An 18,080-nucleotide genomic window follows, 5' to 3' on the forward strand; every position below is an offset into this window, starting at 1 on the left:
CGATAGGAAGCAGCCGAAGAGGATGCGGAAGCTGACGATAGGAATGATGGCTTATCGCTCATACGCCCTCGTATCCTTCCATCAAAGCATATACATCCGGCGAGATCAGCCAATCGCCAATGCTGTCCGACAGTGCCATACCGCGCGGCGTCAGACGCAGCGTAGTATGCTGCTCCGAGATTGGTTGAACAGGCTCAGTCTGTGTTGCCAATACCGAGACGTTGGTCGGTACCACGGTCGGTATCCACTCGGCAAGCCCCGTCCAGATCAGCTGTTTCAGATCTGGCAGATCGTCAAGCAACCAACTGCCAAAGCGCTCATAATAATCCAGCTGCTGCAAGCCTTCGCGATGCAGCAATGCTTTTAATACAAAGCGGCGGCGACGTTCCTGTTCATTGAGTACAAAACCGTAATCGGCAGTGTCGTATCGTTCAGCGGCAACATAGTCAGCGATAATGCTGCGCGTTGCTGCTGTCGTGACACCATAATGCGACGCATAATGCACATTGCGCGTATACGAGCGCGCCCCGCAGCCCATGCCGACCATGCCTTCCTCCTGACAGCTGTACGGCAACAATGTCTTCGTCGAATGAAACGGACGGGCAAAGCGGCGCATCGAATACTGTATATATCCTGCCTGCTCCAATCTCTCCCTTGCCGCCTCATACAGCTCCATCCGAATATCATGCTCCAATCCAGTATGACCCGGCTTGAGGATCGTATTCTCACGCACATATAACGGATACAGAAAAATCTCACCCGGTTCAAATTCCAGCGCTTGTTCGAGCGAATATAGCCATGAATCTACCGTTTGACTCGGCAGACCGTAGATCAGATCGACATTAAGCAGTGGAAAATCATACTGCTTGAGCATAACGAGTGCTTGCCGCGCCAGATCAGGATTTTGCGGACGATAGATCGCCTTGCTCTCCTGCTCGATAAAGCTCTGAATACCCATACTAACCCGATCCACGCCCCAATGTTTCAAAATCTCCATACGTTCTTCGGTTACCGTCTCCGGCGACGTTTCCACCGAGATCGAGGACGTCTGTACATCTAGCCCCATAATATCCTGCGCAATCACAAACAATCGATTCAATTGCTCCGGTTCCAGCAATGTCGGTGTCCCTCCACCAATCGCAAATCGTGAAAAGGGACTGCCCGCCATAATCGGCGCCCACTGCATTGCCTGTCGTTCTAGCGCATCCACATACTGCTTATGTACATCCAGCCTTTTGTCAGGCAACGTAAATAAATTGCAAAATCCGCAGCGTGCTCCGCAAAACGGAATATGCATATATAGAAAGTAACTGTCCAGTTGTTCCTGTTCCCATAGCTGCTGTAGCGGATAGGGCGGATTCAATTCACGATACGCCGTCTTATGCGGATAAGAATACAGATAGGAACGATACGGTGCAGCCGATAGCTGCTGTTCCCACTCCCGCAATTCAGATGTCCATTCGTGAGGTGCCAGCGCGCGCAGCGGCGGGTTCATTTGCTTCTGCATCATGAGATCACACTCCTCCGGTCTACGATTTTACAGAAAAAATTCACGATACGGCACATTCCAGACTACTTCATGCGCCAGCCGATGTCCTTCATACCCATCTTCACCATACGCCGTCCCATGATCGGAAAAGACGAGACACAGCACCGGACGTTCCCGCTCCCGTAAGGAAGCAAACAATCGTCCCAATTCCCCGTCTACATAACGCAATGCCGCCCGCTGACTCTCTACCGAATCACGACGGTTATTGGGAATATAATAGTGATTCGGTCCATGAATCGCCGAAACATTCATGAATAGAAACAGCTTCTCCTGCTCTGATATGCCATCCAGTAATTTCAGCGCATGATCCACCTGATTGGCAGTAGAATTAGGATTGGTCACCCCAAAGTTCATACGCCAGTAGCTCTGTTGAAAATACCCCGGCAGAACGCGAGACAGCTTGTTCTTTTTCGTAAAAAAAATCACGCCGCCGATGCAGATCGTACGGTATCCTTCCTGCGCCAATCCGCTTACGATATCCGGTGCATCGAATAGCCAAGTGTTGGGATGAGTACGCAGCCCGCTATGCTTGCCATGAAATAAACGGACATGCGATGCTTTGTCTGTATTAGCAGGCGTAGGTAGAAATCCACCAAAAAACGCATGGTGCGCCGCATACGTAAAGCTGCCCGGCGTATGCCGCTTCTCCCATCCGCCGCTTTCGCACAGATGGGGACAGTTGTCCTGCTCTAGTACAGCGACATCATAACGAAGCGTATCGAGCGTAATCATCACAATATCGTGACTGCCTACAATATCATTCATATTTAGCATGCGTGCCTGTTTCCTTTCCTGATTGTCTATCGTTGCTATCGTCTCCTGCTGTCTGCTTAACGTTTCAATTGCCGTAGCAGACAATCCAGCTCCCATTCATACGGGCTCATGCCTCGGTGACGAATATGATACAGCAGATCGCCAAACGGATTCACATCCATAATGAGCGGACGACCACCATGTTGTGGCACCAGTACATCTATGCCAGCGCAAAATGATCCTGCAAAGCATGACAATGCCTGTATCGCCACTGCCGAGATGCTGTCTACGGTCTGCGGCGGCAATTGAAAATCTTCCAGCACAATACGCTCATTGCGTAAATGCAGGTTTGTGATCGGCGTTCGACTCAGACGCGCTACCGCATGTCCAGCTCCTTCACGGCAAACGAGCTGACGTACATCATACGCCTTGCCGTTGATCATATCTTTGCTAACCCAGCGCTCCACATGTATACCTTCCATCGCCAACCAATCTATAATCCGCCGGATATCATTATGCTGTGTATACCGGATCAAGCGCCCTGAATTGTAAAAGATCGTCTCGCCATTCACCTGCTCCATACCAATCGTCGTCATCGCAATCTCGGCACCTGTATGTGGCTGATACTGATATGCGATTACGCCCGATGCTGCCGATCCGCAAAACAGCTTCACAAATACACGACGAGCATATTGCTGCTTCAAACTCTGATGCAGATGCTCATAGCCCGTAATACTCGTGATCGTATCGGTCGGCATATGAAAACTCTGACCTGCATGATGCAGCTGTTGACGCAACGTTTCATACTTAGATTCGCCAGATTGCTGCTCACCATGCAATGCTCCATGATCTTGCATGGACAATATCGGCGGCACGGCTACTCCAGCAGTCGCCAGATGATGCGAGCACGCCCTTTTATCAAACATAAGCGCTACATCAGCTGGTGCATTCAGCCATTGCGCTTGCGGCATATGCAAAGACACCTGCTGCTGCAACCATGATAATAGTCGGCAGTACCCGCGAAACCACTGCGCTGGATAAAAGATACGTCCATGCTGTGGCGGCAATGTTCTCGCCTGTGCAGCAGAGATACGATGCCCTTCGGTCAGCTGATCCAGCGGCACCAGATCATCATCATTCCAGCCTTCCGCATCTTCCGCTCCTAACGCAATCAATCCACGCTCCACAGCAAAATCATCTCCCGGTGCATCCAGACGCAGCAACAACGGCTGCTGCTCATCTGCCAATACAGCCTGCTGGCGGTTGCTCATGCCTTCCATCACTTCCGGTAACGACTCGCCTGCACGAATAGCATGCAGCAATCGGACATACGGTACTTCCAACGCAGCGGCGCGTCCATGATGAGACAGCGCCTGCTGCCAGCCTGCGGTTCGTTTATTGCCCGGATTGCCAAATAAAATATGGTTAGTCGTGCGAGATAAGGTGGCTGTCATTATTCCGTCAACGCTGGATAGCGCCACTCCTCACCTAGATCCTGCTGCTCACCCGTACTCACGTTGATACCTGTGCGGCGCCAGCGGTTTAGCATCTCATCAGACATATAATGGTAGTTCAGATTTAGATGCTGAAGCTGACGAATCCCCTCGCTGTTGATCAGCGCTTCGGCTCCTTTGTCAGACAATGTGCCTTCGGACAAATCCAGTTCTTCCAGCTGAGACAGCACCGGTGCACTGGCTGCCGCAATGGCAATCTCATCCTGCAATTCACTATCCTTCAAGCCAAGATATACCAGCTTCGGAAATGGATTATTATTCAGAAACGGCAAAATATCCTGCTCCAGATCGCCGTCAAATCCGTATTCGTCTACACCGAGATACAATTCCAGCTTACGCAGCTCCGGCAATGTACCATGATACACAGCTTGCAGGACACTCGCTGGCAATCCGCCACAAATAATGCTCAATTCTTTCAGATTGTGATGCTCCAGCGGATTCAGCTCCAGATCGGTACTGCCTTTGACGATAAACGTTTCTAATTGTGGATAAGCGGATAGCAACGGCCCCAGATTACTCTGGTTAATCCAAGACACCTCACATTCCTCAAAGCTCATATCACCAATGAACAGCTTGCGCAGATTGGGAAATGAACGGCTCGCTTGTATTAAGACTGGCAGGAAATCATCCGGTGACTGCTCGTACGCACCGCCCCAGTCTCCGATGATCAGACTGGTCAGAGCATTGCTTTTCTCCGAGTCGGCAGCCAGTTCCTCAATTAGCGGTGCCAGTGTCTTCCCGTCCTCATGTGCATCAAAATCAATACTCAACTTCACTTCCATCGTATGTACATCCTCCTGTCACACCGGATGACCGGCATAGTATGGTGCTACTTCCAATTTTACAATAGGGCAATTGTCGAAATCAAAAGATACAGTTTCACCACATATTCATTTCGAAAACAAAAGCCATGCGGCGGTGATAGTGCTTCCGGTCATGTCCGTCCGACTCTTCTACCTCTGCCTGCATCAATTGCAACGAAAAGGGAATGAACGGCGGCTTGACCTGAAACGGTTTCCCGCGCATGGCTGTGCTAGTTCTTGTATCCAGTTACACTTCCAGTTGTAGCTGAGCGATCAGCTTGCGCAGCGCGGCGCCGCGGTGGCTGATGCTTTGCTTTTGTTCCATTGTTAGATCCGCCATCGTCTTCTGCTCAGTCGGCAGATAAAATAACGGATCATATCCAAAGCCGCTATTGCCTGACGGCGTAGCGGTAATCCAGCCTTCTACTGTACCTTCCGCTGTCCATGTCTGATGACTGGACGGATCATACAGTGCCAGGCTGCATACAAACCGTGCAGGACTGAGCAATGGTTGCTCGGTATCTTCACCCAGTTGTAATTGCTCCAGTGCATTCAGCAGCTTGGCATTGTTATCAGCATCAGTTGCCTGCTCACCCGCATAACGGGCAGAGTAGACACCCGGTTCGCCATCCAGACGATCCACACACAGACCGGAATCGTCCGCCAGCACAGGCACGCCAAGTGCATCGGCAACGATTTTGGCTTTTTTGAAGGCATTTTGGGAAAAGGTTGTCCCGTCTTCCACAATCTCCGGCAAATCAGGATAATCGAACATGCTGCGTACCTCAAAGCCGAGCGTGGCAAACGCATGCGCGAATTCCTTCACCTTGCCTTTATTTTTGGTTGCTACAATGACGATTTTGCCGGAAAGGACACTCATACCTGTGCGCCCGCCTGACCGGTGTTGATCTTCAATGCAATCGGCCCCAAAATTTCTTTTTGTGCTTCGATCATAGTCAATACGCCTTGCTCACCAAGCTCTAGCATCTGATCCAGTTCCTTGCGGGTGAACGGACGCTCTTCGCCAGTGCCTTGCAGCTCGACGAATTCGCCTTTGCCCGTCATTACGATATTCATATCAACTTTGGCTTTGGAATCTTCTTCATAGTTCAAATCCAGTACGGCACGATCGCCGACTACACCTACGCTGACCGAAGCCAGATAATCAGTGATCGGGAAACGAGCCAGCTTGTGCTGAACCGCCAGTTTGTCGATTGCCATCGCCAGCGCGACAAACGAACCGGTGATGGAAGTCGTGCGTGTACCGCCATCCGCCTGAATGACGTCACAGTCAACCGTAATCGTACGCTCGCCCAGTGCCTGCAAATCAACAATCGAGCGCAGCGCGCGACCAATCAAGCGCTGAATTTCCATCGTGCGTCCGCCCAGCTTGCCTTTGGCAGCTTCACGCTGATTACGGGTTTGCGTGGCGCGTGGCAGCATGGAATATTCTGCGGTCACCCAGCCTCTGCCCTGTCCTTTCATAAAATGGGGAACCCGTTCTTCGACCGATGCGGTACACAGTACTTTGGTGTCGCCGACTTCGATATACACGGAACCTTCCGCGTATTTGTTCACATTGGGAGTTATTTTCAAAGGGCGCAATTCATTTTGCTGCCGTCCGTTGATTCTCATTGTTGTATGCCTCCTGCTTCTTATTCGCTTTTCCATTTTAACAAACATGGGGGGTAAAAGCACTCTAATAAAGTGTGGGGGTGCTGGAGAGTGTGCCGGGGGACGCTGCGGGAAGGAATAAGGGGCGTCCTCCGGTGGAGCCGCGGGAATCTTCGGATTAGCTAGAAAATGAAGATTCCCGCACTCCAAAGTCGTCCTTTCCCCTTATTTCCTTCCCTCCGCTCCGTGCAACTTGCGCCAGTATGGTGGTTGTGGAAGCAGATAAGATCTTTTAAAACTTTGGTGCGGTGAATTTGGGGCTTTTGTTGGTGGGATGTACTGGTGCAATGTACTGGTGGGATGTATTGGAAAGTATTTGTAGGGTGGGTTAGGGATTAATAGCTTTGACGTTCGGGGGTTCGGGGGTTTGGTGACTGATGGGGGAGTTGGTGGGTTGGTTGGGGATGTGAGGTTTAAATATGGTATAGGTACGGAGAGGTAGGAATTGATGCGGAAAGAGGCGATGATGATGGATAGCAATTCTTCGGGGAAAGTGCCTTATCATTTGAGTAGTTTGAATGTGGAGCAGGCGACGTTGGAGTGGTTGGAGAAGCGTGGGGTGAGTATTCGGGAGATTGGGGAGCTGGTGTTGTTTTTGCAGCAGGGGTATTTTCCGGATTTGACGATTGAGGAATGTGAGCAGAGTGTGAAGAAGGTATTGATGAAGCGTGAGGTGCAGAATGCGTTATTGACCGGGGTGCAGCTGGATATTCTGGCGGAGCAACGGCAATTGATCTCGCCGCTTCAGGAGATGATTGAGAATGATGAAGGATTGTATGGCGTGGACGAGATTTTGGCGTTTGCGATTGTGAATGTATATGGTAGCATCGGATTTACGAATTACGGGTATATCGATAAGCTGAAGCCGGGTGTACTCGGACGGCTGAATGATAAAAGTCTGGGACCGATCCATACGTTTTTTGATGATATTGTTGGCGCGATTGCGGCGGCAGCCAGTAGTCGGATTGCACATGGACGGCGAATGGAGCAGGAGCTGCATCAGGATACAGGCAGTATGGAACTGCCAGAGGATGATGAAACGAAATAAGGCAAGCGATGACGATCATGCTTATTTGGAAAACGGATGGCACGTATCCTATCTCTGTTTCTTCGAAATTTGTTCAAAAAAACGCCAGTTTCTTTGCCGTTGTATGCTAGCTGCGTTCACCAGAAGTGAGCATAGCGGTACATATCGGGTGCAAAGAAGCGGGCGTTTTTACTGTAAAGCATGCACATACGCTTAGCGCATGATCGTATGCGATTCTTCTTCGTGCTGGTCATGCGAATCGCCTTTGCGGTTGCTCAGCTTGATATCCGGGCTGCGCAGGTTGAATTTGCGGCGCTGGCGTGCCTTATGCTCGGCTTCGCTATCGCTGGCAAGCGAGCGCAGTACAATGAGCCAGACGAGGCACAGAGCGGTAAATACATATACAAGCAATAAGGACAATAATCCTTCATAGTTACGAGTAGACAATCCGGACAGCATCAGTAGTCCAAGTACCGGAAACAACAATGCCGACAAAAAGCGTGGTGGCAAATGGGAGCCATTGCGGCGTGAAGCTAGCAGTGACGGTACGATATAAGCAAGCGTTGTATAAAAAGCGATCAGAGCAAATCCGTTACTGAGCCTGCCAGCGTACGTAGTAAACGGAATCAGCGCGGCGGACCAGCCCTGATAGACGGCGATATTAATCACACTGACGATTCCTTGCACAATAGTGAACGATAGTCCCAGATATACAAGAACCGAACGGATTCGATACCAGTTCGCCCCTTTACGCTCGGCGAGAATAGCCAGACTGCCAAACAGTCCGATCATGGCACTGACCAGTAATGATAAATAAGCGACCAAACGTAGTCCCTGTACTGCAATATCGATCCATGTGCTGTCTGCATTGTTCATGGTGAGGCCCCTTTCATCTCCGGGCTGAAATCAAACATACGGCGTTGAAGCGTTACAGTTAGTTTACGTTCGATAGCTTAATCCCTGATGAAATTGTACTTAATTCCAGTTAAATCCCGACGATAATGTCAAAGATTCTATGATATAATCGAACGAGAATACGACCGGAACGGAATATAATAAGGAAGAACCTGCACATGAATCTGCGCCTGTTGGATGAGACGATCAGGCGGCAGCAGCAGGAACAGATAATAACTATTGGGGGCTTGGCTGTATGTCGGACGAAGTAAACCGAATTCACCGGATTCCATTCCGAAAAATAAGCAGCATGCTGCATATCAAACAAAAAATTGTGAATGTGTATCCTGATCATGCTAGTAAAATGGTAGTCGTCGAAACGGAAAAGTTATCCCGCAAAATGGACACGGTTGTCATTGAAGTCAAAAACAATTATCTCGATATCGTGACCTTGACTGCTGCCGAGTATAATCAGCGTCCATCAGAGCTGTATGTTGCCGATAAACTAAAATCATTGCTCGATGAAGCAGAGCGCGATGCTTTATTGCATAGTTTGCAGTCTACCATTCGTCATACCGAAATTCAACTTGACCGCCAAACGTCATCACCGGATGAGCATGAGCAGGCAGAACAGTTTTTGACTCATGCCCGGCGCGCACTATCAAAGCTGACTGAGCGGCTTTGAGCATGATTTTCACGGTATTAAGCAAGTACAATCTATCCAACATGTTTCAGCGTATTCTACTGCCGCTGCTCATCATCCTGACGATGGCATACAGCGTTCATACGTTGTACGCGAATCTTATCGCTGATCCTCATGCCAGCGATTTTTTAAGCGTAAAAAAGGAATCCAATCAACCTACCAATCTGCCATTATGGCTCAATATTATGTATGTGCATGTGCTATTTGCCTGTCTGGCGCTAGTGTGCGGCGCTTTTAACTTTTCATCGTATCTGTTGCGTCGTTATCGTCGCTTGCACCGGGCAAACGGCTATCTGTATGTGATCGCGATTTTGCTAGTCGATCTGACTTCCGGTTATCTCGCGCCCTACGCAACCGGTGGCAAAATAACGAGTATTCCATTCAATCTCGTTAATATCGCATGGATCTGGATTACGATCATAGCGCTGGTGCAGATCAAAAAAGGGAATATTCAACGCCACCGCCGCTGGATGGTGCGCAGTTATCTGTTTTGTTTTACAAATATGTTTATTCATAGTATCGAATGGCTATGCCAGCATGTGGTAGGCATGAGTCTGCTGACCAGTTATGTAGTGGGTGTGTACGGAGCGATTGTATTGAATGTTCTCATTGCAGAAAGCATCAATACAATCTGGTTGCGTGGATCGATCCATCCAGATCATGTGTACCAAAGATGAAATCAGCAAAAAGAGCGGCATCTCCACTACACTATCATGATGGTATCGCGTCATGATGTGCAGCGGGATTGCCGCTCTTTTGGTATTCTATGTTGCGTAGATGATGTGACCATTCTGCTCTTCATGCCGGATTCTGCCGCAACGCTCCAGCTCTGCCAAATGCGCCAGTGTCTCTGACATCGCAAATCGCAGTTGATGCAAAGACAGCTTGCTGTTGAACAGACCGATGCAAATGTCATACCCGCTGGACGGTTGCTGACGGAGCATATGCTCCATTTTGTCCAATCGTTCACTATGATGCTCCAGCAGCTTGATCGTGCGTTCTTGAAATGCGGTAAAGGGACGACGATGTCCGGGGTATGCCTGCTCTACTTCATACTTGCCTAGCTCATGCAATCCTTGCAAATATAAATGCAGCGGATGTGGATCGCTGCCCGGAATCAAGCTAATATTCGGCGAAATCTGCGGCAGCACGGCATCTCCGCAAAAGATCATTTTCTGTTCCGGCTCATAAAAGGAAATATGACCAGCCGCATGACCGGACGTCTCAATCGTTTCCCATGTGCGTCCGCCCATTTGCAGCGGCTGTCCGGGTACGATAATGGATAGGTGCGGCTGCGGCGTCACCTGTGAAATGAAGCTATGCAGATGATCCGGCAACTGTGAAGTAATCTCGTCTGGCATCCCGTTACGATTAAACTGCAACACCAGATCATGCGCTGCTGTACTGTCCAATCCCCATGAACGAATCGCTTCCGCTTGCGCCTTTTCCGACAACCATACAGGAATACCCGTCTGCTGCTGAAACCAGCCAGACATGCCGTAATGATCCGGGTGATGATGCGTTAGGACAATCGATTGTAGCGCTGACCACGGAATATCCAATTGTTGCAGTACATCATGCCATGCCTGCTCATTGTCGGCTGTACGCGGTCCCGGATCAATAATGCTCCATCCATCTGCTCCGCCGACCAGATAGCTGTTAACCCAGCGTAATGGATAAGACATGGCAATTTTGACCTGAATAATCTCGTGTTCCCAATATGTAATCTCCGGCAGTTGCATACTTCCAAGCCCTCCACTTCTCAAATGCCAAGACTTCTTCGCGATCATAACTCGTTCCTCATCATGACAACTACGTTCTTCATACTGACGCTAATTGGTAACGCTCTCCCAAATAAGGACAGCATATCATGATCCTTATCAAAATCAAATGCAATCCCAACACAAAAACCCTTCTCATCCTACCGTCTGCCCTTCAGCAGCAGGTATAGATTCGAAGGGTTTGTATCGTAGTCGTACGTTCATCAATCAATAACTTTCTTCCCACGGATTGAACATTTCGTGCTTGAAGTAAGCAGCATCAGCGGATTTTTCTTCCCAGCTCCATGTTTTCTGGCTTGCTTTTTCCATTTCTTCACTTTTGATTTCGCGGATTTGATCCAGAATTGTGTAATCTTTGCCCATCTCTTTTTGATGTTCCCAGATCACGAACATGATGCTATCCAAGTTATCGCCGTATCCTACAACATGTACACGACCAGCAGGATCATTCAGACCAACATTCAGAAAGTCATTGGTGACGATGTATTTATCGTTTTCCATATGATAGATAGCTGCCCATTGCTCCAGCTCGTTTTGGTTTTTGGAAGTCTCCGTGCTTTCTACAAAGCGGAACCAACCGCCGGAAACAGGTTTTGCTTTCTCCATGATTTTAACGTCTGTCAGTTGATTGTAATTCATTAGGTTAGCCCCCTCGATTTGCTTTAAAAGTAGTTTAACTTAAAATTAGGTTTTTTACAATTAATTTGTTTAAAATATTTTAGGTTGCAACGTTTAATATGATATTCTATTTATCGGAAGATTTTTGAAGAAGTTTATAGTTTCTTCCTCTTTTTCGTGTTATTCCGACAAATTATTTGACGAATATTGTTTTTGTTTGTGACTTAAGTATGCCTCTGGAACCAGTAGTTCCACAATAGGAAATGGTTCTTAATACTTAATAGTAATGAAGTGTGTACTTCCTACTCCTTGCTAACAGGTGCGCGATTACGCTATTACTATATTTATAACCACAGCCCGCTAGCTCAATCCCTTAAAGGGAATTTAATCAAATTTGAAGGAATTTTATAGGTGTTTTGACTGCTATTATGCCGTTTTAGCCACCATCATAATGGTTGGATACATATTATTCGTGTGCAAACTCATTTTGGTTTACAGATCAGAAGATTTTGTCGAAATAATTATGTGTCTATTGCTTACTTCCTACCTTCCTATTCCCAGATTCCCGGTAGGAACCTTTCATAGTAAATCCGCTGCAAAATAACGTAAATACGCTTAGTATTTTCTGTACACTTCAAGGATTTTGTACTTGTTTTTAGCAATTGTGCAAGTAAAAAACACGCTTTTGCTTTTACAATTGGCTAGCTCGGTTTAAAATAGGTGTATGTTGGACATATTGAGGACAACTACGCTGTCTTACTATAGATATTGTTTTCCTGTTGGATAGGAACCTCAGTGAAATCGGAAAATTCAATTTAGGAGACTCAACAAATGATCAAAACGCAACGAATCAATCAGATTAAGGAATATGTATTTGAACACGAATCCGTCTCACTGGAAGAATTGGTCGACCATTTTGGTGTCTCCAAAAATACGATTCGCCGTGATATTCGCTCGCTGGTGGATTCTGGTATTTTGAAAAAGGTGTATGGCGGGGTATCGGTCAATCATTCTACACTCGTCGTCTTTAATGAAAGGAAAGATCAGAACCTCACCAAAAAGCAAGAGATTGGACGGCTCGCTGCACGGTATGTGGAAGATGGCGATGTGATCTTCGTCGATTCTGGTACGACGACACTAGAACTGCTGCCGTACATTCAGGATCGCCAGTTGACAGTGGTGACGAACAATTTTGATTTTATTCATGGAGCTAAAGGGTATCCGAATCTGACCATCTTCTCGACAGGCGGTATGTTTGAGCGCAAAACCGATTCGTTTGTCGGCTTTCAGAGTGTCGAGCTGCTAGGCAAATACAATATTAACAAGGCATTTGTGGCGTCGACCGGCATTTCGATTGTGAATGGCGTGACGAATTCGTCGCCGCTGGAGACGGATTTGAAAAGCACGGTCGTGAAAAAGAGTTCGAATGTGCTGTTGATGATTGATGACAGCAAGTTTGATAAATATGCGCTAACGACGTATTGTGCGTTGAGTGAGATTGATTATTTGATCACGAATAGTGTGCCTGGGGATGAGTATGTGCAGTATGCGGGGCAGCATAGTATCGAGATTGTCACGCCCTGAATCAGGTCGTTGCTCCGTAGCGTGGTAGCAAGTACGCTTTGGAAAGCGATAAGGGAACGGACTCGGGTGGAGCCGCGGGAATCTTTTGGAATTTGGAGTAAATGAAGATTCCCGCACCTCCAAAGTCGTCCTTTTCCCTTATTCCCTTTCCTTCGCTCCACACGTACAGCTAATTGGGTGCTGGAAGGGCGGGAGCCAATACCCGCTTTAAGCATTCATGAGGTATGGCAGAATAAAAGGTACACAAGGAAAAGCAGCGGTCTATATCGCTTGGAATAAAAGGTCGAAGTTGGTGGCGACGTTTTATCCCGAAGGGATGGATATGGACGGCTGCTTTTTTATATGATCTGTATCGGGCAGATCACTCATGGTTTACTTTTTGCTTTTTTACTTCTATTCATCCGCGAGTTAGGTGGAGACCGTAGCGGCTTTACCGCTGGAGCGGAATTCGCGGATTTTGGAACGGACGCTGTCCTCGATCGCTTGGCGGGCGGGAGTGAGGATGGTGCGCGGTTCGGTTGTGTCGGGATCTTGTTCTAGGGTGCGTCGCAGCTGGAGTGACCAGGCAGTGACGCTTTCAGTGTTGATGTTCACTTTGGCATGACCGAGTTCGATTGCACGGGTTAGCTGGTTCAAAGGGATACCGGATGCGCCGTGCAGGACGAGCGGGATGCCAATCGCCTGCGAGATGGCTTCCATTTCGGTAAAGCCGAGTTTCGGTTCGCCGATGTATTTGCCATGGACGGAGCCGAGTGCGGCGGCGAGTGCATCGATGCCCGTTTCGTCGACAATACGGACGCATTCATGCAGATCGGCATACTGAATACCACCGATCAAGCCGTCCTCGATCCCGCCGACGGTGCCGACTTCGGCTTCGACAGATACTCCATGTGGAGCGGCGTATTCCACAACTTGGCGGGTTTGCTGGATATTGAGGTCAATTGGGCCATGCGAACCGTCGAACATAACGGATGTAAAGCCTGCGTCGATCGCCTGCAAGCAGCTATCCACTGATTTGCCGTGGTCGAGATGTAGAGCAACCGGCACGGTAATGCCCTTTTCTTCCACCAATACACGAACCAGTGTGGCGATGGTACGGTAGCCGCCGAGAAAATCGATCAGCCGATCGGACGCGGCAACGATGACTGGCGCTTGTTCCGCCTGTGCAGCGTCCAGGATACCATGCACCCACGACAGTCCATTTACATTAAACTGTCCGACCGCATATTGCTCACGCTTCGCCTGTTGCAGCATTTCTTTCATGGATACCAGAGTCATGCTATGCCCCTCCCCATCCGGGTTTGGCCGACATTACACCAGACCAAGCCCTTCCTTCATCTTTTTCAGCATAATAGCACTTGATTCTTCGGCACGATCACTATAGGCAAAGACGGAATTGGTCGCAATGCCGTCAAATTTCATGTCCCGCAGCTTGCGGAATAATGTATCAAAATCGACATCGCCTTCGCCGATATTCAGATGCTGATGTACGGTTACTTGTGCATCTGGCGGATTGACGATATAACGCAGTCCGTAGGCGGCTTTGTGGTTAAATGTATCTGCGAACAGCACATGATCCAGCAGATCGCCCGCATCGTCGAGCATTTTGGCAATATCGCCGATTCCATCATCGTAGAAGAACGTATGCGCGACAGAATAGACCAGCTTGATCCAATCCCGATCCAGTGCGCGGATCATATCGAGCGCTCCGGTATTCGTTTCAATAAAGTCATACGGATGCGCCTGCAAATTCAAACGTACCTTTTCCTTTTCAAATACTGGAATCAGCTCATCCAGCGATTTGATGAATTTCTCCTCCGATGCCTGTGCTTCGTACTTGGAACCGGTGAATTCGCTGTTAACCAGATCAACATCCAGCTCTACCGCAATCTCAATCGCACGTTTCCAGTTGCGTACCGCAGCTTGACGACGGTCTTCATCTGGACCCGCCCAATGCTGCATCGGCAAAATGGATGACAGCTTCAAGCCCGCTTCGCTAAGCCACTTTTTCAATTGCTTGATCTTGTACTTGTCTACACGCGGATATTTGTAAAAGGGCAAGAAATCTTCGCGCGGTGACAGCTCGATATATTCGTATCCCATATCAGCTACTTTGAAAATCGTTTCCTCTAGGGAGTGGGAATCTCTGAAATGGGTCGGATCGTAGGCAAGTTTCATGAATCGTTCCTCCTGCAATATGGAATGGATTAGGTATGCGTTGCAATGAAATGATCAGTACGGTTTGGAGTTTTCCAGCATGTTTTCCTTATGTGCGTATGCTTTGCGGATACTTTCCTTGTCGGACACTTCCGCTACGCCCACATGCCACCAGCTGTCATAGCCATCGGTCATCGTTTTGGGCAATACTTTCATTTCGATCAAGGTACAGCCATCATGTTGCTTGGCATCTTCAACAGCGGCTTTGATCTCTTCAACCGTGTTCGCACGATATACTTTGGCGCCGTACGCTTCGGCTACTTTGGCATAATCAATATTCAGAATTTGATTGTCCGCAGTACGGAATTCACAGAAGAACGTATCGCTGCCGTGATCCATTTGCAGATTGTTGATGCAGCCAAAGCCGGAATTGTCGAATAGCATAATGTTGATCTTCTGCTTGTACTGGATCGCTGTGATCAGCTCAGAATGCAGCATCAGGAAACTGCCGTCGCCAACCATCGAATACACTTCGCGCTCTGGATGTGCCAGCTTGATACCAAGCGCACCGGACACTTCGTAGCCCATACAGGAATAGCCATATTCCAAATGGTACGTATTCGGTGCTTCTGGATTCCAGAGACGTTGCAGATCACCCGGCAATGAGCCAGCAGACGAAATAACGATGCTGTCCTTGTCCACCGTATCATTGATCGCAATCAGCGCATTTGTCTGCGGCAATTCGGTTTGTAGCGCATCCGCATATTCATTCAAAGTCTGCTGGTCAAAATGGTTTTTGATCTCTGGCACGAAGTTGTCGCGGTTGAATTTCACATCAGCCAGACGAGCACGCTCAGCGTTCCATTCCTGCTTGAGCGTCGGAATACTACTGCCAAATTCACTACGATATCCTGCCAGACGTTCATGCAGCGCAATCAATGCACGTTTGGCATCCGCCACCACACTGACTGCATCCAGCTTGTACGTCTGCATCCGGCTCACATTAATATTAAGGAAACGCGTGCGATCAAAGTCGAACGCCGTCTTCGATGATGTAGCAAAGTCTGTATACCGCGTACCAATCCCGATGATCAGATCAGCTTCGCGTGCTGCTTTGTTCGCTGCCAGTGTACCGGTAATCCCCATACCGCCCAGATTGTTGGCAAATGTATATTCAACTGTCGATTTACCCGCCTGCGTCTCCACGAGCGGAATATCGTACGCTTCGGAAAAGGCGATCAATTCTTCACGTGCTTCCGAATACTTGGCACCGCCACCGACGAGAATCAATGGCTTTTTGCTGCTGCGAATCAGTTCGGCAGCCGCATCCAGCTCCCGTGTACTCGGTTCACGGCGATCTACATAATGTACACGTTTCTGGAAAAATACTTCATCATAATCGTACGCTTCACCTTCGGTATCCTGACAAATACACACTGTTGCTGGACCACCTTGTGCCGGATCGGTCAACACTTCAAAGGCACGGATCAAACTGCTCATCAGCTGCTCTGGGCGTGTGACCCGATCCCAATAACGAGATACTGGCTTCAGCGCATCATTCGTGGTGACAGCAGCACTATATTCCTGCTCTACCTGCTGCAATACGGGATCGGGCTGACGAGTAGCAAAGGTGTCTGCCGGTAGCAGCAGCACCGGAATATTGTTTGCCAGCGCGGTTCCGGCTGCGGTTACCAGATTGGCAGAGCCGGGACCGGAGGAGGAGGATACGGCATAGATTTTCTGGCGCAGCTTTTCTTTGCTATAGGCGATGGCAGCGTGTGCCATGCCCTGTTCGTTTTTGCCTTGAAAGATTTTCAAATGACCCGCGTCCTGCTCTAGCGCCTGACCGATGCCCAGTACATTACCATGACCGAAAACAGTGAAAATACCCTCAACAAACGGCGTTTCCTTGCCATCGACAGAGATGTACTGCTGGTTCAAAAACTTGATCAGCGCCTGTGCGGTCGTAAGTCGGATTTTGTTTCCCATAAAAGTCTCCACCTTCGGTTAAAATGATGAGTCTGAATCAGGGTTGGATGACCGGTTGCTGTGAGATCAGCGCTTCAATCTCCTCCACGGTTGGCATCGCATCAGACGAGCTATGCTTGCTGACAACGATGGATGCGGAAGCACTGCCGTATTTGAGCGCGGTTTCGATGTCTTTGCCGCGAATGATTGCGTACAGGAATGCGGACGCATACGAATCACCAGCGCCGAATGTTTTTAGCACTTTGGTTTTGTAAGCGTGACCACGATAGGTTTCACCAGTGCTTGTATATGCGTATGAACCGTCGACGCCATGCTTGATCACGACCAGTCCAACGCCTTGTGCGAACAGCGTCTGCGTCGTTTGTTCATTGGAGCCGTTCTGCGTATGCTCCATTGCATCGTATTCGTCGCGCGTACCGATCACAATATCGCTTTGCGCAGCAACAAGTGAATAATACACTGCTGTTTCCGCTTTGGATGCCCAAGTGTATGGACGATAATCAAGTTCAAAAGCAATTTTGACACCGTTGCGGCGTGCATAATGAATCGCCTGCAATGTCGCTTCACGAGAAGGGCTTTTCGCTAGTGCTGTACCGGAGATGAGTAGCAAGCCTGCCTGTGTAATGTACGATTCATTGATCTCTTCAGGACGCAGATACAAGTCGGCAACATCGTCACGGTACATCAGAATGCTGCACTCATCCGGGCTTTTGATTTCGGTAAATGCAAGCCCGGTCTTATGCCCTTCCTCATCGACGACAAAATGAGAAGCGTCGACGCCAGCCTGCTCCATATAATTGCGGATAAAACGTCCATGCTGATCATCAGCGATCTTGCCAATAAATCCAGTAGTCAATCCAAGGCGAGCGGCACCGATAGCGATATTCGCCGGTGAACCGCCTACATATTTGGAAAAGGTCATCGTCTCTTCCATAGGACGGTTGTATTCGACAGCGTTCAGGTCGATACATGCCCGTCCGAGCGTTACAAGCTCAAAACGCGGGGTCTTGTCAGTCATTATGTTCAGCGCTCCT

At 48.8% G+C, this 18,080-nt stretch carries 17 protein-coding genes; 4 read left to right on the forward strand and 13 right to left on the reverse strand.

What is annotated here, in order from left to right:
* Window positions 1–58: 58 nt before the first annotated feature.
* The 6 genes from ACE3MZ_RS18290 to rph form a co-directional block, all read right to left on the reverse strand.
* Entirely contained in the window at window positions 59–1,510 is a 1,452-nt protein-coding gene (locus tag ACE3MZ_RS18290; protein WP_411343544.1) for an STM4012 family radical SAM protein, read from the reverse strand.
* A gap of 27 nt (window positions 1,511–1,537) precedes the next feature.
* Window positions 1,538–2,323, reverse strand: coding sequence for an STM4013/SEN3800 family hydrolase (locus tag ACE3MZ_RS18295; protein ID WP_411346843.1), 786 nt, complete (start codon window positions 2,321–2,323; stop codon window positions 1,538–1,540).
* Window positions 2,324–2,379: 56 nt separating this feature from the next.
* A complete protein-coding gene (locus ACE3MZ_RS18300; protein ID WP_411343545.1) occupies window positions 2,380–3,783 on the reverse strand; it encodes an STM4014 family protein in 1,404 nt (467 codons plus the stop codon).
* Window positions 3,756–4,598 (reverse strand): STM4015 family protein, encoded by an 843-nt coding sequence (locus ACE3MZ_RS18305; RefSeq protein ID WP_411343546.1) that lies wholly within the window; start codon window positions 4,596–4,598, stop codon window positions 3,756–3,758. The genes ACE3MZ_RS18300 and ACE3MZ_RS18305 overlap by 28 nt, the downstream gene beginning before the upstream one ends.
* A 268-nt stretch (window positions 4,599–4,866) precedes the next feature.
* Window positions 4,867–5,499, reverse strand: coding sequence for an XTP/dITP diphosphatase (locus ACE3MZ_RS18310; protein WP_411343547.1), 633 nt, complete (start codon window positions 5,497–5,499; stop codon window positions 4,867–4,869).
* Entirely contained in the window at window positions 5,496–6,254 is a 759-nt protein-coding gene (rph, locus tag ACE3MZ_RS18315) for a ribonuclease PH (RefSeq protein ID WP_411343548.1), read from the reverse strand. Before rph ends, ACE3MZ_RS18310 begins: the two co-directional genes overlap by 4 nt.
* Window positions 6,255–6,741: 487 nt before the next feature.
* Between rph and ACE3MZ_RS18320 the strand changes: the two genes are divergently transcribed.
* Window positions 6,742–7,341: a phosphatidylglycerophosphatase A gene (locus ACE3MZ_RS18320; RefSeq protein WP_411346844.1), complete on the forward strand. Its 600-nt coding sequence runs from the start codon at window positions 6,742–6,744 to the stop codon at window positions 7,339–7,341.
* A gap of 192 nt (window positions 7,342–7,533) precedes the next feature.
* Here ACE3MZ_RS18320 and ACE3MZ_RS18325 read toward each other — a convergent pair whose 3' ends face one another.
* Window positions 7,534–8,196, reverse strand: coding sequence for a hypothetical protein (locus tag ACE3MZ_RS18325; RefSeq protein WP_411343549.1), 663 nt, complete (start codon window positions 8,194–8,196; stop codon window positions 7,534–7,536).
* A gap of 274 nt (window positions 8,197–8,470) precedes the next feature.
* On the opposite strand from ACE3MZ_RS18325, the gene ACE3MZ_RS18330 reads away from it, so the two are divergent.
* Window positions 8,471–8,899 carry a hypothetical protein gene (locus ACE3MZ_RS18330; RefSeq protein WP_411343550.1) on the forward strand — a complete coding sequence of 143 codons (429 nt, stop codon included), beginning with the start codon at window positions 8,471–8,473 and terminating at the stop codon, window positions 8,897–8,899.
* Window positions 8,900–8,901: 2 nt separating this feature from the next.
* The gene (locus tag ACE3MZ_RS18335; RefSeq protein WP_411346845.1) at window positions 8,902–9,594 is read left to right on the forward strand and encodes a DUF2306 domain-containing protein; all 693 of its coding nucleotides are present in this window, start codon (window positions 8,902–8,904) and stop codon (window positions 9,592–9,594) included.
* 87 nt (window positions 9,595–9,681) lie between these two features.
* On the opposite strand, the gene ACE3MZ_RS18340 is transcribed toward ACE3MZ_RS18335, so the two are convergent.
* Together ACE3MZ_RS18340 and ACE3MZ_RS18345 are read right to left on the reverse strand one after the other, a co-directional pair.
* Entirely contained in the window at window positions 9,682–10,707 is a 1,026-nt protein-coding gene (locus ACE3MZ_RS18340) for an MBL fold metallo-hydrolase (protein WP_411343551.1), read from the reverse strand.
* 198 nt (window positions 10,708–10,905) lie between these two features.
* Entirely contained in the window at window positions 10,906–11,337 is a 432-nt protein-coding gene (locus ACE3MZ_RS18345; RefSeq protein ID WP_411343552.1) for a hypothetical protein, read from the reverse strand.
* An 810-nt stretch (window positions 11,338–12,147) separates the two neighbouring features.
* Between ACE3MZ_RS18345 and ACE3MZ_RS18350 the strand changes: the two genes are divergently transcribed.
* Entirely contained in the window at window positions 12,148–12,900 is a 753-nt protein-coding gene (locus ACE3MZ_RS18350) for a DeoR/GlpR family DNA-binding transcription regulator (RefSeq protein ID WP_411343553.1), read from the forward strand.
* Between the two features lie 408 nt (window positions 12,901–13,308).
* Here ACE3MZ_RS18350 and fba read toward each other — a convergent pair whose 3' ends face one another.
* The 4 genes from fba to iolC are packed head-to-tail and all read right to left on the reverse strand — an operon-like array spanning window position 13,309 to window position 18,064.
* The gene (gene fba / locus ACE3MZ_RS18355; protein WP_411343554.1) at window positions 13,309–14,178 is read right to left on the reverse strand and encodes a class II fructose-1,6-bisphosphate aldolase; all 870 of its coding nucleotides are present in this window, start codon (window positions 14,176–14,178) and stop codon (window positions 13,309–13,311) included.
* Window positions 14,179–14,211: 33 nt separating this feature from the next.
* Window positions 14,212–15,078 carry a sugar phosphate isomerase/epimerase family protein gene (locus ACE3MZ_RS18360; RefSeq protein ID WP_411343555.1) on the reverse strand — a complete coding sequence of 289 codons (867 nt, stop codon included), beginning with the start codon at window positions 15,076–15,078 and terminating at the stop codon, window positions 14,212–14,214.
* A gap of 54 nt (window positions 15,079–15,132) precedes the next feature.
* Entirely contained in the window at window positions 15,133–17,046 is a 1,914-nt protein-coding gene (gene iolD / locus ACE3MZ_RS18365; protein WP_411343556.1) for a 3D-(3,5/4)-trihydroxycyclohexane-1,2-dione acylhydrolase (decyclizing), read from the reverse strand.
* 37 nt (window positions 17,047–17,083) lie between these two features.
* A complete protein-coding gene (gene iolC, locus ACE3MZ_RS18370; RefSeq protein WP_411343557.1) occupies window positions 17,084–18,064 on the reverse strand; it encodes a 5-dehydro-2-deoxygluconokinase in 981 nt (326 codons plus the stop codon).
* Window positions 18,065–18,080 lie beyond the last annotated feature (16 nt).

Source organism: Paenibacillus sp. WLX1005 (genome assembly GCF_046603685.1).
In the GTDB taxonomy this organism is placed as follows: domain Bacteria; phylum Bacillota; class Bacilli; order Paenibacillales; family Paenibacillaceae; genus Saccharibacillus.